The organism is Basilea psittacipulmonis DSM 24701, assembly GCF_000743945.1.
In the GTDB taxonomy this organism is placed as follows: Bacteria; Pseudomonadota; Gammaproteobacteria; order Burkholderiales; family Burkholderiaceae_B; genus Basilea; species Basilea psittacipulmonis.
Genome location: NZ_CP009238.1, coordinates 68,665 through 91,301, shown reverse-complemented (window position 1 = coordinate 91,301; position 22,637 = coordinate 68,665). Strand labels below are relative to the sequence as shown.

Genomic DNA, 22,637 nt, shown 5'->3' with positions numbered 1-22,637 from the left:
TTTTTACTTTATATAACCGCTTTTATCGTTTTTTATTTTTTTACAACTCCCCTATCTATAGCATTCGTTTACCCCCCCCCATCACATCGCCCTCATTAAACCTACTTTCACATGCCATTCTTAGGCAAAACAACTGTTAAGATGCGGGGAGGCTTACGGCTTCGTCCTACCATCCCCCATCATTCTTTGACCAAAACAACTCAATTATTCACGTTCATATCGCCTGTCACTTCACCACTACCGTTGCACAAAAACAACAAATTCATCAAAAAGTGGTTTTTAAACAACAAAAATCATAGAAACTTTTTATTTTTATATTTGTCCTATTCATTATCTCGATTGCAAGGAAGATTTATCATGAAATTTAAACGCTTACTTATTAGTTCTATCCTATTGGGTTTAAACATGCACAGCATGGCTCAAGATATAGAAAATACCTCAATAAACTCATCCACCACCACCCAAAATGCTTCTGCCAACAACCTATCCAGCTCCACACCCACCCAAAACACGCTTCATAACTTATATTTTGACCCTACAAAAGGGGTTAAAAAATCTATGAATTATGAGGGCAAAGAAATTAAATTCCGTGCGTTTGAACAACTGATATACGTGGAAAAACCCATTGATACGCAATACGAAAGTATGAATATTTATATCCCTGAAGCGTACTTTGAGGACCAATCCATCAACGGTTTTAACAAAGACACCGCCCCTATTTTTATGCAAAACAATGTGGGTGGTTATATGCCTGCTTTGCCTGGAACAATAGAAAATAAGCCAATGGGAGCGGAACCTCCTGCCACACAAACCGCATCATCCCCCACATCATCGAACAACACGCTGTCATCCAACAACCAAGCGGATTCCAACACATCACCCCGCACCTCATCACCCACCTCAACAAACAGCAACGTGTCTCCATCTGCCTCAACGCACAACGATCCATCTTCCACCAACCACTCGCAAAACGCCACCCAACCTCAAACACCGCCAAACATGGACCATCCCAACACTTTGCTCGCCGCTTTGGCACAAGGTTACGTAGTGGTAAGCCCTGGAGCAAGGGGTCGCACGCAAAGCTACGGTAAGGCACCCGCTGCGATAGTGGATTTAAAAGCAGCGGTTCGTTATTTGAAATTCAACGATGAACGTATGCAAGGAGACGCTCAAAAAATCATTATTAACGGAACAAGTGCAGGCGGCGCATTATCTGCATTGATGGGGGCCAGCGGGAATCAACCTGACTACCAGCCTTATCTAGATGACATTGGTGCAGAGCCCCTATCCAAGACGATAATGTATTCGCGGTATCGGCCTATTGTCCCATTACCAATCTTGAACACGCTGACATGGCCTATGAATGGGAGTTTAACGGCATCAACACTTATCAAAAAATGTCCATTTCTATGTTAGATTACCATATCAAACACGAGGTCACCTCAACGGCTTTAAGTGATTCGGAAATCAAAATGAGTCAAGCCTTAAAAACTCAATTCCCCCAATATCTCAACAGCTTAAACCTACGTGACACACAAAACCAACCATTAACGCTTGATCAAAACGGCAACGGCAGTTTTAAGGATTACCTTATTCAACAACTCATGGCATCCGCTCAAAAAGCCATTGACGAGGGCCAAGATCTTAGTCAAGTCAGCTATCTCACCATTGAGCATCATCAAGTCGTGGACATAGATTTTGAGGCCTATATCAAAGCCATTGGCAGACAAAAAGGCGTACCCGCTTTTGACCATCTCGACCTATCTTCTGGTGAAAATCAATTATTTGGAACAAGCGATAGGGATCAAAAACACTTCACTTCCTACGCAATGCACCGTAATATTGCACCGCAAGCACAGATGGCTGATAGCACTATCATTAAGTTAATGAATCCTATGAATTATTTACATCAAAGCCCCACAAAATACTGGCGTATTCGTGTTGGCACACATGACTCAGACACCTCTCATGCCATCAGTGCAATACTCACAACAAAGCTCCAAAATCAGCATAAAAACGTTGATTACGGCCTTGTTTGGGGGATGCCTCATAGCGGAGATTATGACTTGACCGAATTGTTTCGTTGGATAAATACCATATCTAAACCCATACAGAAATATTTTTGAAACAATCAGCTACCCCCCCCGATTATTTTTGGAATAATAGCCAATACGTTTCATTTTTAATGAATGAAATATTCCATTTTGGTCTTAATGTTTTTAAATAAACAAGGAAATTTGACATGAAAAAACTATTGCTAACTTCTGCAATCCTAGCTGGTTTGTCGGCTCAAGTTGCATTTGCTGCCAACAGTGGTAAAGTAACTTTTAATGGTAAAGTAGTTGATACAACTTGTATTATTAAATCAGATGATGAAAACAAAGTTGTTAGTTTACCTAGCGTTCCGTCAAGCGAATTAACTACAGCAGGCAATACAACTGGTGATACTGGCTTTGAATTAATCATTACTGGTTGTTCTACTGGTGATAGCGTAACTGCTGGTGGTATTCAGTGGAAACTAGACAACAATGTTGATGCAGCAACTGGTACATTAATTAACCAAGCTTCAACTTCTCCAAAAGCTAGTAATGTTAATATCCAATTGGTTAACGAAGATGGCTCAGCGATTAAAGTAGGTGATGCAAATGCAACTGCTAGTATCAACTACAAGAATTTAGATAAATCTAGTACATCTGCTGAAACAAAAATTCCATTCTCAGCTCGTTACTATGCAACAGGACAAGCTACAGCAGGTGACGTTCAAGCAATTGCTAACTTCTCTGTAGTTTACAAATAATCTACTTTAGAAGTATTAGGTGGGCGGGATAATTCACCCACCTCGTTTTTATCCAATTTTTTAGGTGAGATAATGCTAGCACGTGGATTTTATCGTTTTTTCGTAGCCATATTTTTTGTATTGTGTTTTGTACAAGGTCAAGCGAATGTGATCATGGCCACACGCGTTATTTATCCCTCCGATCAGAAAAGCGTCAGCTTAGAATTAACTAATTCAGGTAAACGTCCATCTTTAGTACAAGTTTGGATCGATAACGGCAATCCTGATGCCAGCCCAGAAAAAATTACCGCTCCTTTTGTTGTTACACCTCCCGTTGCGCGGGTAGATAATGGCAAAGGACAAACTTTACGTATTACTTATACTGGTGAACCATTGCCAACCGATCGTGAATCAATTTTTTATGTGAATGTGTTAGACATTCCGCCTAAACCTAAAGCAGGGGAAGCCTCTCCGAATTATTTGCAGATTGCCATCCGCAGTCGCATTAAATTATTTTTCCGTCCAACGACATTAAGCATTTCTCCTAGTGAAGCGTACCAACAAGTGAAATGGTCATTGGAAAACAGTAAAGGCAAAACTTATTTAGTGGCAGACAATCCTACTCCCTACTATATTACGTATGGAACGTTATATGCCCTACAAAACGGCAAGAAAATTCAAGCACCCAATGCTGATATGGTCGCCCCTTTTTCTCAAGCTCGTTTCTTGTTAAATAGCCCGATCAAATCAGCAAAAGAAATAATATGGACAACGATCAATGATTACGGTGGTCGTACTAAAGGAACAACAGAACTTCACTAATCTTTATGCTGTTCTTTATGGATAAATGGTCGTTTTGTATGCTTATAGGCGACAGGACATAACCAGAGATGTATCATGAAAAAGAATAAACGGACAATAACATCTTCGCATAGATTGACGAAAATCTATTCTGCCATCATGTTGATAGGTCTTATTCCCTATACAGCATGGGCCGATGAGGAGTTCATTGAATTTGACCCGCACTTTCTACAAAGCATAGCAGGTAATACTATTGATGTCAGTCGCTTTAGTTACAGCAACCCTGTTGGTGCGGGTAACTATATTGCAGATATCAATTTAAACGGTGAACACAGAGGTCGTATTAATCTAAAATTCATTGAAAGCAGGGATCATCACTTAGCACAGTTATGTGCCTCACCAGAACTAATGACCGCATTGGATTTAACATCAGATGCCATCCACTCTGCTAAGCCTGTGCAAGACTGTTTACTCTTTTCTCAAGTAGTTCCTGAGGCAAAAGTAAATTTTGATGTTAGTACATTAAATCTGTCTGTAGAAATTCCTCAAGCATTTGTCGTTCAACGCCCAAGAGGATACATCTCTCCTTCACGTTGGCAAACAGGAGTACCTGTGGCATTTATTCGTTATTATGCGAATCACTATGACACAAAAACGAATAACAAGCACTACAACCAAACATACCTCAGCCTAGATACAGGCTTTAATATTGGAAGTTGGGCATTCCGTCATCGTGGTTCTCAATCATGGGTGAATGGTAAACGTCAGCATTATCAAAGTAATTCAACCTATATCCAACGAGATATTGCTACCGTTAGAGGTCAACTTACCATTGGTGACTTTACCACTAACAGTACGGTGATGGATGCAATTTCTATCCGTGGGGCACAGCTAGCATCCGATGACCGCATGTTAGCCACCTCTGAAAGAGGTTACGCACCCACCATTAGAGGTATTGCAAACTCTAATGCCTTAGTCACCGTTCGTCAAAATGGTAATGTATTAAAAGAAGTATCGGTGCCTGCTGGCCCATTTGTCATCGACGACTTATATCCAACAGGCTACGCTGGCGATCTTGAAGTAGAAATTCGTGAATCTAATGGTGAAGTACGTCGATTCACTGTACCTTATACAGCTACCGCACAGCTTATTCGTCCTGGATACAGCCGTTATGTCATTGCAGCAGGTCGTTATCGCTATGCCAACCGACTATACAAAGAAAAAGTATTGCAAGGTACATGGCAGTACGGTGTCACTAATGGCTTAACCGTAAACTTAGGTACTATCTTATCAAACAACTATCATTCAGAATTATTTGGCATCTCCTTCAATACGCCAATCGGTGCATTTGTAACCAATGCAACATTCTCCAGTGCCAAATTCTCCCCTGAACACTTAAATTCAGCCGGTAAGAGTGATAGGATTAAAGGTTACAATCTCTATGCATCTTACAACACACGCATAAATCCAACAAACACCAATTTAACTGTAGCGGCTTATCGTTATTTGTCAAATGGTTACTATAGCTTAACAGACTTCATCGAACATAATAGAGATTATTTCTACGAGCCTAGAAAGATTAATCATCGTCTATTCAGCTATAGACCTAAGAACCAGTTCCAAGTAACTATTGATCAAAAACTCAAAGATAATTGGGGTCACCTATATCTAACAGGCAGTACCAGCACTTATTGGAGTAGTAACAAACGCCAGTTCGATTACCAAGTTGGGTATAGCAACAAATACAAGAATATTAACTACAATATTTCTTTCTATCAAACTCGCAATAGTACTGGTGAGCGTGATCGTCAGATTTATCTATCTTTATCGATGCCTTTAGGTTCAGACAACAGCACTTATGTTTCTCAAAGCTTGACGCATAGTCGCTTGAATGGTGTAACGACCAATACAAACCTATCTGGTAGCTTAGGTAAGGAAAGTCAATACACTTATAGTATGTCATTTAATCACCAGTCACAATCTCGCCACAACTCGTTTAGCTTTAATAATAGCTATGCAAGTCCTTATGCTCGTCTTGACGGTGGCTTTACAAAATCAAATGATGGTAGTCAGCAGATATCACTTGGCGTATCTGGTGCAATCGTCGCCCATCCTAAAGGGGTGACATTTACAAACAGTCTGGGCAACACTTTCGCGATCATCCATGCTAAGGGTGCCAAAGGTGCGAAGATTACTGGATCTATCGGCAATGAGATTGATAGATTTGGTAATGGTATTATGCCATATCTAACGCCTTACGCTATCAATAACGTAGGCTTGGATATTAACTCTGTTCCTGACACCGTTGAATTATCAGCAACAAATCAAGAGGTAATTCCACGCGCAAATACTGCTTTATTAGTTAATTTTGAAACCACCACAGGTTCAGTGGTATTCTTCGAGATCAAAAATACCGACCGTATTCCACCTATCGGAACAGAAGTGTTTGATAGTAAAGGACAACATATTGGTATCGTTGCACAAGGTGGTCGTATTTATACTCGTGGCGCTCCTGCTTCAGGTAAACTTCAACTTAGCTGGGGTGAACAAAGTTGCCGCATCAACTATCGTATTCCTAACGATAAACAAAATAGCACGACTCCTGTGATTATTCCGGTTACTTGTGATTAAGGTGTTTGTATGTTAAAAAGATTGATTATTCTCTTCGTTCTTTGTTTTATTTCTCATCTTTCTTGGGCTGGTTATGGTTCTTGCTGGGGCACTTATTGTAGAGTAGATAAAACGCTTAATGTCGGACCAGAAATTAGTGGTTCAGGTTCAAGTTTAAAAATCACTTATACGGCTACATTGGCAAATAATGTAGGGATCGATTTATGTGCCAAAAATGATAATAATTATTATAGTCGCTCAAACTATCGCATGGATTTTAGATTTAATACAACTGATAGTATTTTATATCGTTATTTCTCTCCGGCATTATATTACAGTGTAAATAATGGAACGTGGACGCAACTTGCATCTGGGTGGATAGCTAGTACTATTCCCACTATCAACAAGAATGCATCATTACGTGTTCGCATGATTTTAACGCTAAACCCAACTGCTATTTTTAATGCTGATACCATTGATTTAACTAATATCAACCTAGTAAATGCTCAGACAAACTGTACTGATGATAGATATAACGTGGATAGAAGTCAGACTATGGGTTTGAATGAATTTCAATCAACAACATTCTATATGAAATCAACTGCTGGATCTATCTCATTGGGAAAAACATGCTCTCTAGCATCTGCCACTGAGCAAACCGTTAATTTAACACCTATATTTGTCGGTAAACTAAACTCTGACACAGAAGTAACAGGCGGAGAATTTCCTATTTCATTAAATTGTGGCAGTGCTACCGCTAATACGGCATATATATCGGTCACTGATGCCAATAATACCGCCAACACCTCTCAAGTCCTTTCTTTATCTTCTACTTCAACAGCAAAAGGTGTTGGCTTAAAAATTTATCCAAGCGACTCCACTACTGCTTTAACATATGGCAAGAGTTTAAGCTTACCTATTATTGATACAACAGGAAGTAATGTCAGCGTTTTTGCTTCAAGCATTGCTGGAACAGGCATGGTAACCAAAAACTTTACAGTTAAATATGTCAAAAATGGTACACCTACTGCGGGTAGCGTATCAGCTCAAATGATCTACGACATTTACTATCGATAAAATTTCTGGCGGTTATGAATAACCGCTTTTTTATTTTATTTCCTTTTTTTAATGCATCTTTAATCACCTCATAACAAAGTATTCTTAGGCTTTTTTAAAGCTTTAAAATAAAGAGAACTGTTTGTCTAACTATCATCAATTATCTCCTATTGAGTCAACATATTTGCTATTTCAATATTAACCGTAATACATATTAAATATAGAACAGATCATAATGAATTAGTCTTATTTTCAACATCTGCTTGTTTGCTACATATAACCTCAACACTTACCCAAATACTATATAGAACTTCACGCCCTTACTATCTAACAATAAATAGTATTTACATAGCATTCGTTGGTGTCATCCCATAAGTAAAATGGAATATAAAACAGCATTAATATGATTTAAATTCATAGTGACATTATATAAATTAAGCTATAACATCTTTTTAGCATTTATCTATTAATATTGGAATTACTAGGAATCTCATCACAAAATCGATAATATTCTTATCAGCACCTAAGCAACACAATTATTAAAAATTAATATAGTGCTATTTCTGTGATGAAATAAACTGGACATACTTGTCTATTTAAATAAGAGGGTCCCGATTCGAACACTTACTTATTGAACAACGTTACGATACCATGCATAATGTTACAATCAACCACACAATAAAAACCCAATAAGGATCCTACATGAGTGAGATTATTTCTGAAAAACGTATGAATGTGGAAAGTTTTAATTTAGACCACACCAAAGTAAAAGCCCCCTATGTTCGTTTAGCTTGTGTCACAGAGGGCGACCATGGCGACATGATTTATAAATATGATTTACGCGTCTGTCAGCCAAATCAAGATCATATGGATATGCCCTCACTACATTCACTAGAACATTTAATGGCGGAATTATCACGTAATCACTCGGATAAAATCGTGGATATTAGCCCAATGGGTTGTCAGACGGGATTTTATGTGACGTTGTTAAATATACCCAATTACCAAGACGCTTTAAATTTGATTGAACACACACTAAAAGATGTTGTTCAAGCCACAGCGGTTCCCGCTTGTAACGTGGTGCAGTGTGGTTGGGCAGCCAGTCATAGTTTGGAAGGGGCTAAAAAATACGCCCAATACCTTTTAGATCATCGTCAAGAATGGGAAGAGATTTTTGCATGAACGAAAAACCCTCTAAAATCGCCATTATCGGTGCGATGCAAAAAGAGATTGAGATTCTCAAGCAGGCATTATCTAATAGACAAACACATCAATTTGGTGCAATCCAAATTGATACAGGACGGTACGCAAACAAGGACATTATCCTATGTTTAAGCGGCATTGGCAAGGTTAATGCCAGTATTGCTACCAGTCTCGCCATTGAGTGCTTTAAACCTGACTGTGTGATTAATACAGGTAGTGCAGGTGGTATTGGATCTGGTTTGAAAGTTGGTGATGTCGTGATTGGTGCTACAGTTGCTCACCACGATGTAGATGTGACCGCTTTTGGATATGATTATGGACAAGTCCCTGCCTTGCCCACTCGCTATCATTCCTCTGAGCAATTGCTTATGACTGCACAAACTGCTGCCCAGCATTTTGATAACGCTCAAGTAAAGACAGGCTTAATTGTCAGTGGTGATAGTTTTATTCATAGTAAAGAACAAATCCATACTATCCATCATCATTTTAATGATGCACAAGCTGTCGAAATGGAAGCAGCCTCCATTGCACAGACTTGTCATGTACTGAACACACCCTTTGTCATCATCCGTGCTATCTCCGATAGTGCTGATGAAAAAGCAGATATTAGCTTTGAAGAATTTCTCACCATCGCGTCAAAACATTCTTCACAAATGGTACAAGCAATGATTCGAGAGATTTAGCGGATACTTAAATAGCGGTTTACCCCCTATCAAATTCTTATAATCAATAAGGACTGATACCGTCAACACCATCAGTCCTTATGACAAACACTTCAACAACTTTCTAAACTTTACCCTCAGTTCAACCAATCATGCTCCTTTTCAGAAACGCACTTATTAAACGGTGTAACCCTAACTTTAACCCAAATAGCAGACTATGCCGATACAGTCTTTACATAAGTATTCTGTCATTTTTATCAGCAATAAACATTAAAAAAGCCCCCGTATTTCGGAGGCTTTTATATTCACAACGTAATGATTCGATTACTGTAGTTTGATTTCTACATCTACACCAGCCGGCAAATCTAAACGCATTAAAGCATCTACTGTTTTATCCGTTGGATCGATGATATCCATTAAACGTTGGTGTGTACGAATTTCAAACTGATCACGAGAAGTTTTGTTCACATGTGGTGAACGCAATACGTCGTAACGCTTGATACGAGTAGGTAGTGGAACAGGACCACGTACTACTGCACCTGTACGTTTTGCAGTTTCAACGATTTCCGCAGCAGATTGATCGATTAATTTATAATCAAACGCTTTAAGACGAATACGAATTTGTTGGTTTTTCATAACGTTTCCTAAAAAGAACAAAATTAAAGAACATGACCTGCCACAAGCCAATCACTAGTGGCAAGCTTTTTTAAATTATGCAGTGATTTTAGACACCACGCCAGCGCCTACTGTACGACCACCTTCACGGATCGCAAAACGTAAGCCTTCTTCCATCGCGATAGGCACAATCAACTCAACGTCCATTGCAACGTTATCGCCTGGCAATACCATCTCTTTATCAGCTGGTAGTGTAATCGTACCGGTTACGTCCGTTGTACGGAAGTAGAACTGTGGACGATAACCTTGGAAGAATGGCGTATGACGACCACCCTCTTCTTTTGAAAGAATATACACTTCTGCTGAGAATTTAGTGTGTGGTGTGATAGAACCTGGTTTCGCCAATACTTGACCACGCTCTACTTCTTCACGTTTGGTACCACGCAACAAGATACCCACGTTATCACCTGCTTGACCTTCGTCTAGCAATTTGCGGAACATCTCTACACCTGTACATGTTGTTTTCGCTGTTGGACGAATACCCACGATTTCGATCTCTTCGCCAACTTTGATCACACCACGCTCTACACGACCTGTTACCACTGTACCACGACCAGAAATAGAGAACACGTCCTCTACTGGCATCAAGAATGTACCGTCAACTGCACGCTCTGGTGTAGGAATGTAGCTGTCTAATGCTTCAGCCAATGCCATGATCGCTTGTTCGCCCAAAGGACCTGTATCACCCTCAAGAGCCAACTTAGCAGAACCTTTAACCACAGGTGTATCGTCACCTGGGAAGTCGTAGCTGCTCAACAACTCACGCACCTCCATCTCTACTAAGTCCATCAATTCTTCATCGTCAACCATGTCCGCTTTGTTCAAGAACACAACGATGTAAGGTACACCTACCTGACGGCTCAAAAGAATGTGCTCACGTGTTTGTGGCATTGGACCGTCTGCAGCTGAACACACAAGGATCGCACCGTCCATCTGTGCTGCACCCGTAATCATGTTCTTCACGTAGTCAGCGTGTCCTGGGCAGTCAACGTGTGCGTAGTGACGATTAGCTGTTTCGTACTCAACGTGAGCCGTGTTAATCGTAATACCACGTGCACGCTCTTCAGGAGCCGCATCAATCTGTGAATAGTCTTTAGCTTCACCGCCGAATTTCTTCGCCAAAATCGTGGTGATCGCTGCTGTTAAAGTTGTTTTACCGTGGTCAACGTGACCAATCGTACCGACGTTTACGTGTGGCTTGGTACGTTCAAACTTACTCTTTGCCATAATATTTCCAATAAATCAAAAAAGTTAAACGTAAGCTACTCATCACAAGTAGCTTACTCGGTTAATTACTTATTACGTGCACTGATGACTTCATCAGCAACGTTCTTAGGTGCTTCAGCGTAGTGCTTAAATTCCATTGTGTAAGTTGCACGACCTTGAGTCAAAGAACGCAAGTTAGTCGCATAACCAAACATTTCAGCTAGAGGCACTTCTGCTTTTACGATCTTGCCGCCGCCAGGGATATCGTCCATACCTTGAACCATACCACGACGAGAAGACAAGTCACCCATGACCGTACCTGCATAATCTTCTGGCGTTTCTACTTCCACCGCCATCATTGGCTCAAGAAGTACAGGCGATGCTTTACGCATACCCTCTTTAAATGCCATAGAAGCCGCCATACGGAACGCGTTTTCGTTAGAGTCCACATCGTGGTACGAACCAAAATGCAACGTCACTTTAACGTCAACAACTGGGTAACCCGCTACCACACCTGAACTCAATGTTTCTTGAACACCTTTGTCCACGGCAGGGATAAATTCACGAGGTACCACACCGCCTTTAATAGCATCTACGAATTCGTAACCGCTACCTGGCTCCATAGGTTCAAGTTTAAGCACCACGTGACCGTATTGACCACGACCACCAGACTGCTTAACGAATTTACCCTCAGCCTCTTCGCAAACTTTACGAATCGTTTCACGATAAGCTACTTGAGGTTTACCGACGTTGGCTTCCACACCAAATTCACGTTTCATACGGTCAATAATGATGTCTAGGTGTAACTCACCCATACCAGAGATAATGGTTTGACCAGATTCTTCATCCGTTTTCACGCGGAAAGATGGGTCTTCCTGTGCCAAACGAGATAATGCCAAGCCCATTTTCTCTTGGTCAGCTTTAGATTTAGGTTCAACCGCCTGAGAAATCACTGGATCTGGGAACTCCATACGTTCTAGTACCACGTGAGAGTTCACATCACAAAGTGTTTCACCCGTTGTCACTTCTTTCAAACCAACCACCGCAGCGATGTCGCCTGCCAAAATTTCTTTAATCTCAGCACGGTTGTTCGCATGCATCTGCAAAATACGACCAATACGTTCTTTCTTCATCTTCACAGAGTTATACACTGTGTCACCTGACGTTAATACGCCAGAATATACGCGAATGAACGTTAATTGACCAACGAATGGGTCAGTCATCAATTTAAACGCTAATGCAGCAAACGGTTCTTTGTCATCTGCGTGACGAACGACTTGGTTACCCTCATCATCTTCACCTTGGATTGGAGGTACATCTTTTGGTGATGGTAACAATTCAACCACAGCGTCCAACATACGTTGTACACCTTTGTTTTTAAACGCTGTACCGCAAAGCATTGGCTGGATTTCGCAAGCGATCGTACGAGCACGAAGACCTTTGATAATATCTGCTTCGCTCAAATCACCTTCTTCAAGGTATTTGTTCATCAACTCTTCTGAGGCTTCCGCTGCTGATTCAACCATTTGTTCACGCCATTTTTGGGCTTCGGCTTGCATATCAGCAGGAATATCCGCGTATTCAAACTTCACACCTTGAGACTCATCATCCCAAATGATCTGTTTCATTTTGATCAAATCAATCACGCCTTTAAACTGATCTTCTGCACCAATCGGCAATACGATAGGCACTGGATTACCACGAAGACGTGTTTTCATTTGGTCAACAACTTTGTAGAAATTCGCACCGGTACGGTCCATTTTGTTCACGAACGCTAAACGAGGTACACGGTACTTATTCGCTTGACGCCATACTGTTTCAGACTGTGGCTGCACACCACCTACCGCACAATACACCATGCAAGCACCGTCCAATACACGCATAGAACGTTCCACCTCAATAGTGAAATCTACGTGTCCTGGGGTATCAATAATGTTAATACGGTGTTCAGGCCAATCACCAGCCATACCACGCCAGAATGCAGTCGTCGCAGCAGAGGTAATAGTAATACCACGCTCTTGCTCTTGCTCCATCCAGTCCATCGTTGCAGCACCATCATGCACTTCACCGATTTTGTGGTTTACACCTGTGTAGAACAAAATACGCTCAGTAGTGGTTGTTTTACCTGCATCAATGTGAGCAGAAATACCAATGTTACGATAACGTTCAATGGGGGTTTTACGAGCCATTTTTGTATCCTTTTATTACCAACGGAAATGTGAGAACGCACGGTTAGCTTCCGCCATACGGTGAGTATCTTCACGTTTCTTCATTGCAGCGCCACGACCTTCTGACGCATCAATCAATTCTCCAGCCAAACGCAAGTCCATTGACTTTTCACCGCGTTTCTTAGCTGCTTCACGTACCCAACGCATTGCCAAAGCAAGACGACGTACAGGACGAACTTCTACCGGTACTTGGTAGTTAGCACCCCCTACGCGACGGCTTTTTACCTCGACAACAGGTTTAACGTTATTAATTGCTAATGCAAAAATCTCTAATGGATCTTTGCCTGTTTTTTCTTGCACTTTATCTAATGCACCATAAACGATACGTTCTGCTACGGCTTTCTTACCAGATAGCATCACAACGTTCATGAATTTTGCAAGTTCTACGCTACCGAACTTTGGATCAGGTAGAATCTCACGTTTTGGAACTTTACGACGACGTGGCATATAACTTCCTTTAAATTGTGTTAATTCAGTTGAACCACTTTACGTGGCCACGGTTGCCCATTCAAATGCAACCCCTTACTTACCGCTTTAAATTTACCCAGCAGCGGTTATTGCACGCTTTCTTTCTGTTATAGATCGGAAGCATACCTGGAACTAATCAGCAAATTAAGCTTTCTTAGGACGTTTAGCACCGTATTTAGAACGGGCTTGTTTACGGTCTTTAACACCTTGCAAGTCCAAAGAACCACGAACGATGTGGTAACGGACACCCGGCAAGTCCTTAACACGACCACCACGAACAAGTACAACACTGTGTTCTTGTAGGTTATGGCCTTCACCGCCGATGTATGAAATCACTTCAAAGCCGTTAGTTAAACGAACTTTAGCAACTTTACGCATCGCAGAGTTAGGTTTTTTAGGCGTTGTAGTATATACACGAGTACATACACCACGACGCTGCGGGCAGTTCTCAAGAGCGGGACTCTTAGACTTCACATGGCTACTTTCGCGCGGTTTACGCACGAGTTGGCTAATGGTTGGCATGAATCATTCCTATAAAATGATAAATTCAAAAAACACTAAAAAATACCTCACTTACGCGTTAATCCATCCGTTCAAACAACACCTACCAACACATCATTTCAAAATCGAAACCTGTGTTTAAGCGATGTCAAGCATTTCACTAACAGACTATCGCAGGCTGTTCGATATTCTCTAGCAACCTAAAACACTTCATAAGTCGGTAAAAACATTCGCTATTTTCCGTAACACTATAAAAACTAGCCTTACCAAAAACGTGCAAAAAATCCTCACCTCTATAAAGTGAACATACAAATATAACACCTTAAAGCAGAAAAGGTCAAGTTAATCAAAGATTTTAATCAAATATTTCAACAAATAGATACGAAAGCGACACAGATCTTATTTAAATACAGGCAAATAACCCCATAAATTCAACATATGGAAAATCATCACGGCTGCACCAAACACAAACACCAAGATCATAAACAAGTATCCAGCTGGAACTGAGTAATGACCTTTGCCATAGCGACTTCTTGCTCGCCATGCCAATAATGGTGGTGTTAAACATGTCCATATCGCTGCGACCGCTCCCGCATAGGCGATTGCTTTTAAAAAGCCCATTGGAAAAAACACGGAACATAATAAAGGGGGCAAAAAGGTAACCGCCCACACACGAGTACGTTGTGATGGGGTTTCTGATTTGATGTGAAACAAATCCGCCAAATAATCAAACACGCCCAATCCCACTGCCACAAACGATGACACAATCGCTGCAATTGAAAAAGCATTGATCATTTTGGGCACGAATTCTGTATCAATTACGCCCTGCAAAGCCGATAATAAAGCACTGACCTCACCGCCCTTTGCCATAATGGCAGGAAATTCTTGGCGTGGCAAATTACCAAAAATACTCACCACCCACACAAGGTAAAGCACTAGGGCAATCAATGTACCACCTAAAATAGCGTATTGAGCCTTTTTCTCGTCTTGATAATAGATACGCAACGAGGCCACCGAATGATGATACCCAAAAGAAGTCAATGCAACAGGGAACAACATCATTAAATAAGGCAGATAGGACGCGTGTTGGTCGTCCACGTTAAACAGCACATCACTGGAAATATTATTTAACAACCCTGAAATACTGGCAACAAAGCTGACAATCATAAACACAATCAGCAATACCGAGAAACGATCGACCGAACGCGTTGACAACCAAACAGGAAACGAGAATGCCAACACAGACAGAATAGAAGCCACCGACATGGGCAAGCCGAACATATTGCCGACAATATCACCCAATGAAGTCGAATACGCATACAACAAAATACCGCCCACAAAGTAAACCGATAAATTATTGATAAAATTATAAATAGGGCCTAACAACGAGCGAGTAACGGTATCAAAAGAAACGTGTTTATCATAATGCTGAAAGGTTTCTAACAACAAAAATCCAGACACTGACATCACTATCATCGTCAAGCATAACGCAAACCCTGTCCATAACGTCCACGCCCCTGCTCCCGCTGCTGGCAAGCCTAGCATTCCTGCACCCACACAAACACCTGCAATAATGCAAGCACCCCCTAATATCGATGGTTTTTTCATCTTATCTTTCCTTTGAACAACGCTATTTTCATTATTTCACTGTTTTACAAAATCTTTTAAACCCTTACGCCATCTCGTGCTTCATCAAACGTTCACGAGCCATCTCTTCAAACATCGTTCCCGCTTGTCCATAATTTGCAAAAGGATGAATGGCAATCCCGCCTCGTGGCGTAAACACCCCTTTGACCTCGATATACTTGGGATCCATGAGTTTAATCAAATCTTTCATAATGATATTCACACAATCCTCATGAAAATCCCCGTGATTGCGAAACGAAAACAAATACAGCTTCAACGACTTACTTTCCACCATCCGAATGTTAGGAATGTAACGGATGTAGATCGTGGCAAAATCAGGCTGGTTGGTAATGGGACACAAACTCGTAAATTCAGGACAAACAAAGGTCACAAAATAATCATTATCAGGGTGTTTATTTTCAAAAGCCTCTAGTACGTCAGGGGCATAATCCGTCGGATATTCCGTACGTTTTGAACCAAGTAAACTTAATGTTTCGTTTGACATTTAACATCCTTATTTTTCATCAATCTTATACCCTCCTATTGTATCGTCAAAACCTTAAAACAGAGATAAGTTTTACGCTTTCTCACATGACGTTGAGGTAATTTTGATGTTTTCTAAGATGATCAAAGACACGAAAGCGATGGACGCGATGTTGTAATAGGATGAGTGAGGATGGAGTGGCTTCTGGGGCGGTGATGGGCCTCTTCTAGGACGGTATTTGTTTTGTGATGACCGCGTGGCTTCTGGCGTGGCGTTTGTTTGCGATGACCGCGTGGCCTCTGGCGTAGCGTTTTTGGCTAACATCTGGCGAATCAATTTAATTTTTCTGATACGACATAAATGGATGACTTGTTTTTTTTGTGTTCCACGGACAAGGTGCTTGAATCCAGCTGTTTTAGCGAGCGTTACAAGCGAACGATCGAAACATCGATAAACACCACTACTCAAACAATTCCATTTGAGGTGACGATGGTGCCTCTTCTGGCGTGGCGTTTTTAGCCAACATCTGACGAATCAATTTAATTTTTCTGATGCGACATAAATGGATGACTTGTTTTTTTTGTGAGTTGGTAAATAAATTCCAGTGAAAGCGTTCATCTCGGGTGCGAAAACATCCTTTGCAATATCCCTCTGGACCTGATGTACACACGCCGATACAGGGACTAGGTACATCAAATAGTTCTAATTGTTCACTCACGTTTATCCGCTTTTGAAAATTTAAATTTTAACTCACTAACCAGCACACCAAGAAAAATCAACAAGGCACCAAATAAAGCCCCCATTCCCAACCGCTCACCTACGATACGACCAGCAACGGCTCCCCAAATCGGCTCACCCGTATAAATCAACGTTGCTCGCGTGGCAGAAATAGAACTTTGGGCCCATGCCATCGTAAACTGAACCACCCCACTGCCCACACCCATAAAAGCAATACTGCCTAATAATACCCAAGAAAATTCAGGCATCGCTTCTCCAGACAACGGGGCCACGATGAAACCCAGCAACGACACGGTAAACAACTGAATAACCGTCATTCCACGCACGTTCACTTTTGATCCAAAAAAACTAAATAGCAAGATCTCAAACGATAAGGCAATGGCCGCCAAAACCGTCATCAACTCGCCAAAACTCAAGCTAATCTGGGTAATGCCTCCACCTGTGATGTAAATCGTACCCGCAAACGCCAAAGCGATCCCTAGAAAGTTCATTTTGCTGGGTGCTTTTTTAGTCACAATCCATTGTAAAAACGGGACAATCGGTACATACAAAGCGGTCAAAAATGCAGACTGACTACTTAAAATTGTTTGTAACCCTACTGTTTGAAACCCATAGCCCATAAACACCATGGCACCAATCAATACACCACTAAACAATTCTTTTTTCGTGATCCGCAAGACATCTCGGCGAAAAATTAAAAACGTCACTACCCCAGCCATCAAAAACCGCATGGCCACAAAGCTAAACGGCCCTGACCATTGCATGGCATTTTTCACCACGACAAACGTACTGCCCCAGAAAATCGTCACCAGCACCAATGCCCATTCTTGACGACTTAACCCCAAAATACGCTTATCTGACATTAAGACACCTTTGCCCACCAATTTGCACGCAATATATCGTAAATCCAATTAAAACAGTACGTGAAAATTAAATAAAACACCATAAATGCAATCTCCACGCCGATTGATTCGATAATATCCGTATCCAAACCATATAAAATCAATGGCACTGAAACCAAGGCCAAACCTAACTCAAAAGCAACCGCGTGATAAATCCTTGTGACGGGCGTTTTTTCCCACCCAAAATGCCATCTCAATCGATCGTAAATCCAGTTATAAACAACGTTCCACAGCAAAGCAATCATCGCAATAACAATCGCTACACTGCCCATTGAAAACACCGAATGATTAAACAACCACGACATCAAGGGTGCACTGATGACAATCCCAAAGAACTCAAAGGCGATAGCATACAACACACGCTCTAGCTTTGATTTAGGTTTTTCGTACTTCATAAGTGATTATTTAGGTCTGACCAACGTATTTAAACCAAAAAGACTTTGAATCATTTCCAAAGCAATTTCAGCCGTTAAATTACGCATATCCAAGGCAGGATTTAATTCTACAATGTCCAAAGACCCCATCAAACCTGTGTCGCCAATCATCTCCATACACAACTGTGCTTCACGATAATTCGGACCGCCACGAACCGTTGTACCCACCCCAGGAGCAATCTCTGGATCCAAAAAGTCCACATCAAAACTCACATGAATATGCGTATTGGAATCCACTTTGGCTAACACTCTTTCCATCGTGTTACGCATCCCATTTTCATCGATATAACGCATATCAAACACTTCATAACCTGCTTGATGCACAAACTTTTTCTCTTCCGCATCCACACTACGAATCCCAACTTGCTTGATTTGTTGAGCGTTCAAAGCAGGACAAAAACCCGCTAAATGCGTCAATTCCTTTGGACCATGACCAAACAAACATGCCACTGGCATACCATGGATATTGCCTGTTGGCGAAATCTCATGCGTATTAAAATCCGTATGAGCATCTAACCACACCACCAACAACTTTTTGCCCGCTTCCTTACAATAACGAGCGGCGGCACTGACTGATCCCGCACCTAAACAATGGTCGCCACCCAACATAATCGGCAAACGACCCGCTTTTAACTCTTGATACGAAGCCTCGCATAATAATTTATTCCATGCAATAACCTCATCTAAATGACGATAACCCGCATCATCAGGACGTTGCCAAGGATTAGGTGGCCCACTCAAATTACCACAATCTTTTACATGCAACCCCAAAGCTTCCAAAGTCTGCGTAATCCCTGCCACTCGCAAAGCTTCTGGCCCCATACTCGCACCACGATGCCCCGCCCCCACATCTGTTGGCACACCAATCAAACTAATATGCTTATTTACTTCACTCATTTCCTTACTCCTAACACTGACTATTCAAGCCTCATTGCATAACATAGCATGACGCCATCCGTCATCAAGGCAAACATTTTTGATAATACCAAGATTTCACAAACAATAACACCACAATCATGAGTGCAGGGACGCTCAATATAAACGCCACTTGTGAAAAATCAAGTCCCGCGTTCAACATCCATGCTCCCGAAAATGCCGATAAAATCGCACCTAAACGCCCAATACCATGCATCCAGCTATTGCCCGTTGCCCGAGCCGACAAGGGGAAGAAATTACTGGACAAAGCATTGAACGCCGTGCCTCCGCCATTCAAACTAGCTCCCATCACAAAAGCCACCAAACACAACAACACGTATTGATGGCCCAAATAGCTCATCAACACCAACGACAAGGCCCCAATCAAATAAGCCGCAATGATGACCTTATGTTCCTCAAACTTATCCATTAACCAACCTTGTAGAATTGATCCCAAAGGTCCGCCTAATTGGAATGTCGCTGAAATCACCGCCGCATACTCATAACTCATCCCCGAATCTTTTATCATCGTCGGCATCCAACTACCCAATAAATAAACCAAGAATAAATGCAAGAAATAACCACACCACAACGTCAAACTGCCCAACAAATAAACAGAACTTAATACCGTTCTAATCGCATTGTGATGACTTGACGAAAAACGTTTATCTACCTGCGTTCCAACTTGATCACTCAAATGACTATTTATCCGATCACCGTCACCCGACTGCTGAGAAGTGCTGTTTAGCTGTGTTTCGGAGATGGTTTGTTGGTGCTGACCATCGTTCCGCATCACATTTTCAGATACAGCGTTTATCTGACTTTGAACACCTAATCGCTGTGAAGTGCTGTTTAGCTGTGTTTCCGTGTTGGTTTGTTGGTGCTGACCATCGTTCCACATTACATTTTCAGATACAGCATTTATCTGACTTTGAACACCCAATTGCTGAGAAGTGCTGTTTAGCTGTGTTTCGGTGTTCGTTTTTTGGCACTGACCATCATTCAACATCACATTTTCAGACACAGCGTTTATCTGACTTTGAACACCCAATTGCTGAGAAGTGCTGTTTAGCTGTGTTTCGGAGATGGTTTGTTGGTGCTGACCATCGTTCCGCATCACATTTTCAGATACAGCGTTTATCTGACCTTGAACACCCAATTGCTGAGAAGTGCTATTTGACTGTGTTTCGGTGGTGCTTTGTTGATTGGCGTTTTTATTTAATTCAATTTTTGACTGACTGGTTTCCTCTCGTTCTGTTTGCACAACAAATTTTACATTTTCTGTTTCTATCTCTGGCACGCACTTTTTAACAATACAAAGAATGCGTTCATGCGATCCGCCCTTGAGCACCAAAAATGCCAACGACTCAGGCATTACCAGATACATCAACACACTCAACAAAATAGGCAATATCCCACCCAAAACAAACACACTTTCCCATCCTAAATGAGGCACCAACCACTTTGCTAAAAAACCACCTCCTGCCGCACCGACCGTAAAGCCAGCAAATACGATTGTTACCAAAAATGAACTCTTACGACGAGGTGAGTATTCATTAACCAGAGTCGCCGCCATCGGCATAATACCGCCCATCGCCAATCCTGCAATAAAACGATAAATAATAAAATGCACCTTATCTGTAGCCGTCACGACCAACAACGTAAACAAACCAAACAACAAAACACAGGCACACAATACTTTTCTTCGACCCAATTTATCAGCAATAGGGCCTGCCATCATCGCCCCAATTGCTAGCCCAAATAACGCCGCACTCAACACGGGAGCCAAATCATCATTACTCCAATTCCACGACGCTTTCAATTCCGGACCCACAAACCCCATAATCACTACATCAAAACCATCCATCAATACAACCAAAAAGCACATCAGCACAATAAAAAACTGATACTTTCCAATCGGCCTTGAATCCAAAAGCTCTCTAACATTAATCGTTTTTTGAGTTACCTTATTTTTGTCCATCATTTAAACACCCATTTCATCACACTATCAGCGTTTCCATCACACTATTTAACACCATCACACACCGTCTCATTGTTTTATCCACAACCTCACACACCATTTCACTCAACAACCCTACATTCATCTCACCACCAACTTAACAACACTAAACACGACATCAATCACATTCCATCACCACTTCAACACTTCACAACATCTACTTAAAACAGCCATTCATCAGACTTTCAGCGACCCTGTTAAACAACTCACATTCATTTCATCACTTCATTAAATCTTTGCATAACGTCTCAACACATCGGGTGTCGTGGTGGGTAAGCCAAAATATTCTAAATAGACTGGAATTTGTTCAAACAACATATCCGTGCCAACTTGAACCTGACATCCTTTTTCTTTTGCTTGGCTTAAAAACGCAGTCATTTCCGCCCTTAACACCACATCACCAACAAACGCATCATTATCAATCAAGGCAACATCCATCGGCAATTCATCCCCCTCTTCCATACCCAAAGATGTCGCGTTTACCACAATCTCATAACCTTGCGGATTCCTAATCCCCGTCAACACGTCCACTTCTGGATAATATCGTTGGATTTGCGAGGCCAAAAACATCATCGATGAATCAGCTATATCAAACAAAGCAATACGGGCCACTCCTGCTTTTGCCAACGATGCTGCAATGGCCCGTCCCACACCGCCACAGCCCACCACCAAAGCAGACTTTCCGTGAGGATTAACGCCTTTTCTTAACATACCTTGAACAAAGCCCTCTCCATCAAACATATCGCCCTCTAATTGCCCGTCTTTGCCCAATCTGACTGCATTACACGAACCTGCAATCTGAGCCGTTTTTGACAAACGCGACACTAAGGATGTGGTACTCACTTTATGTGGCATCGTAATCAAAGCACCGACTGTATTGCCACAATTAAATAAACTTCTCAAAAAATTCGCATAATATTCTGTCGTTACCGAAAACGGCACCACAACAACATCTATGCCCATTTGTTCAAAATAAGGGTTATAAATCATCGGCGATTTAAACGTATGAGTCGGATACCCAATATGCCCAATAACCCTTGTGTTACCCGTAATATTCATCTTTTAACCTACACCCATTCATAACGGCCTATCATTATAAACGAGCACCGCATTGACATGCCCTCATCTCACCCATCCCCTTGTCTTTTCAACACTTACCTCACACAAAAATCTCAGCACTTTCACCCACCACCACCTCCCCTCCCAACCTCAAGCCACTGCACACAACCTTCTCATCTCACCACTCTCACTTCCCTCTCACACCTCCCATCACAGCAATCTTTTCACTTAACTCAATCATCTCCATCCAACAAGAACATCAACCTCCTCTCC

General features: G+C 41.6%; 21 protein-coding genes. 8 read left to right on the top strand and 13 right to left on the bottom strand.

Features of this window, described 5'->3' with window-relative positions:
* Window positions 1–357 precede the first annotated feature (357 nt).
* The 8 genes from IX83_RS08490 to IX83_RS00380 all read left to right on the top strand — a co-directional run bounded on the left by IX83_RS08490 (window position 358) and on the right by IX83_RS00380 (window position 9,129).
* Window positions 358–1,416 (top strand): alpha/beta hydrolase, encoded by a 1,059-nt coding sequence (locus IX83_RS08490; RefSeq protein ID WP_051918962.1) that lies wholly within the window; start codon window positions 358–360, stop codon window positions 1,414–1,416.
* Entirely contained in the window at window positions 1,329–2,126 is a 798-nt protein-coding gene (locus tag IX83_RS00410) for a subtype B tannase (RefSeq protein ID WP_316242963.1), read from the top strand. The genes IX83_RS08490 and IX83_RS00410 overlap by 88 nt, the downstream gene beginning before the upstream one ends.
* A 116-nt stretch (window positions 2,127–2,242) precedes the next feature.
* A complete protein-coding gene (locus IX83_RS00405) occupies window positions 2,243–2,797 on the top strand; it encodes a fimbrial protein (RefSeq protein WP_038497871.1) in 555 nt (184 codons plus the stop codon).
* 72 nt (window positions 2,798–2,869) lie between these two features.
* Complete coding sequence (locus IX83_RS00400) at window positions 2,870–3,598, top strand: fimbria/pilus periplasmic chaperone (RefSeq protein ID WP_174407396.1); 729 nt, start codon at window positions 2,870–2,872, stop codon at window positions 3,596–3,598.
* Window positions 3,599–3,673: 75 nt separating this feature from the next.
* On the top strand, window positions 3,674–6,208 hold the full coding sequence (locus IX83_RS00395) for a fimbria/pilus outer membrane usher protein (RefSeq protein WP_038497869.1): 2,535 nt from the start codon (window positions 3,674–3,676) through the stop codon (window positions 6,206–6,208).
* 9 nt (window positions 6,209–6,217) lie between these two features.
* The gene (locus IX83_RS00390) at window positions 6,218–7,264 is read left to right on the top strand and encodes a fimbrial protein (protein WP_038497866.1); all 1,047 of its coding nucleotides are present in this window, start codon (window positions 6,218–6,220) and stop codon (window positions 7,262–7,264) included.
* A gap of 681 nt (window positions 7,265–7,945) precedes the next feature.
* Entirely contained in the window at window positions 7,946–8,425 is a 480-nt protein-coding gene (locus IX83_RS00385) for an S-ribosylhomocysteine lyase (protein ID WP_038497863.1), read from the top strand.
* The gene (locus tag IX83_RS00380) at window positions 8,422–9,129 is read left to right on the top strand and encodes a 5'-methylthioadenosine/adenosylhomocysteine nucleosidase (protein ID WP_038497859.1); all 708 of its coding nucleotides are present in this window, start codon (window positions 8,422–8,424) and stop codon (window positions 9,127–9,129) included. Before IX83_RS00385 ends, IX83_RS00380 begins: the two co-directional genes overlap by 4 nt.
* Before the next feature lie 303 nt (window positions 9,130–9,432).
* Here IX83_RS00380 and rpsJ read toward each other — a convergent pair whose 3' ends face one another.
* The 13 genes from rpsJ to IX83_RS00310 form a co-directional block, all read right to left on the bottom strand.
* A complete protein-coding gene (gene rpsJ, locus IX83_RS00375) occupies window positions 9,433–9,744 on the bottom strand; it encodes a 30S ribosomal protein S10 (RefSeq protein ID WP_038497856.1) in 312 nt (103 codons plus the stop codon).
* A 75-nt stretch (window positions 9,745–9,819) separates the two neighbouring features.
* Window positions 9,820–11,010, bottom strand: a complete 1,191-nt coding sequence (gene tuf / locus IX83_RS00370; RefSeq protein ID WP_038497853.1) for an elongation factor Tu — start codon at window positions 11,008–11,010, stop codon at window positions 9,820–9,822.
* Between the two features lie 65 nt (window positions 11,011–11,075).
* The gene (gene fusA / locus IX83_RS00365; RefSeq protein ID WP_038497848.1) at window positions 11,076–13,178 is read right to left on the bottom strand and encodes an elongation factor G; all 2,103 of its coding nucleotides are present in this window, start codon (window positions 13,176–13,178) and stop codon (window positions 11,076–11,078) included.
* Between the two features lie 15 nt (window positions 13,179–13,193).
* On the bottom strand, window positions 13,194–13,664 hold the full coding sequence (gene rpsG / locus IX83_RS00360; RefSeq protein ID WP_038497846.1) for a 30S ribosomal protein S7: 471 nt from the start codon (window positions 13,662–13,664) through the stop codon (window positions 13,194–13,196).
* A gap of 165 nt (window positions 13,665–13,829) precedes the next feature.
* Window positions 13,830–14,207 carry a 30S ribosomal protein S12 gene (gene rpsL, locus IX83_RS00355; RefSeq protein WP_038497843.1) on the bottom strand — a complete coding sequence of 126 codons (378 nt, stop codon included), beginning with the start codon at window positions 14,205–14,207 and terminating at the stop codon, window positions 13,830–13,832.
* A 378-nt stretch (window positions 14,208–14,585) separates the two neighbouring features.
* Window positions 14,586–15,794 (bottom strand): aromatic amino acid transport family protein, encoded by a 1,209-nt coding sequence (locus IX83_RS00350; RefSeq protein WP_038497840.1) that lies wholly within the window; start codon window positions 15,792–15,794, stop codon window positions 14,586–14,588.
* A 64-nt stretch (window positions 15,795–15,858) separates the two neighbouring features.
* The gene (gene queF, locus IX83_RS00345) at window positions 15,859–16,317 is read right to left on the bottom strand and encodes a preQ(1) synthase (protein WP_038497837.1); all 459 of its coding nucleotides are present in this window, start codon (window positions 16,315–16,317) and stop codon (window positions 15,859–15,861) included.
* Window positions 16,318–16,756: 439 nt separating this feature from the next.
* Window positions 16,757–17,014 carry a DUF1289 domain-containing protein gene (locus IX83_RS00340; RefSeq protein ID WP_038497834.1) on the bottom strand — a complete coding sequence of 86 codons (258 nt, stop codon included), beginning with the start codon at window positions 17,012–17,014 and terminating at the stop codon, window positions 16,757–16,759.
* A complete protein-coding gene (locus IX83_RS00335; RefSeq protein WP_038497831.1) occupies window positions 17,007–17,897 on the bottom strand; it encodes a DMT family transporter in 891 nt (296 codons plus the stop codon). Before IX83_RS00335 ends, IX83_RS00340 begins: the two co-directional genes overlap by 8 nt.
* A complete protein-coding gene (locus IX83_RS00330; protein ID WP_038497828.1) occupies window positions 17,897–18,331 on the bottom strand; it encodes a PACE efflux transporter in 435 nt (144 codons plus the stop codon). Before IX83_RS00330 ends, IX83_RS00335 begins: the two co-directional genes overlap by 1 nt.
* A 6-nt stretch (window positions 18,332–18,337) precedes the next feature.
* Entirely contained in the window at window positions 18,338–19,267 is a 930-nt protein-coding gene (rocF, locus tag IX83_RS00325; RefSeq protein ID WP_038497825.1) for an arginase, read from the bottom strand.
* Window positions 19,268–19,331: 64 nt separating this feature from the next.
* Entirely contained in the window at window positions 19,332–21,269 is a 1,938-nt protein-coding gene (locus IX83_RS09065) for an MFS transporter (RefSeq protein WP_051918956.1), read from the bottom strand.
* 264 nt (window positions 21,270–21,533) lie between these two features.
* Entirely contained in the window at window positions 21,534–22,364 is an 831-nt protein-coding gene (locus IX83_RS00310) for a shikimate dehydrogenase family protein (protein WP_038497821.1), read from the bottom strand.
* Window positions 22,365–22,637: the final 273 nt, after the last annotated feature.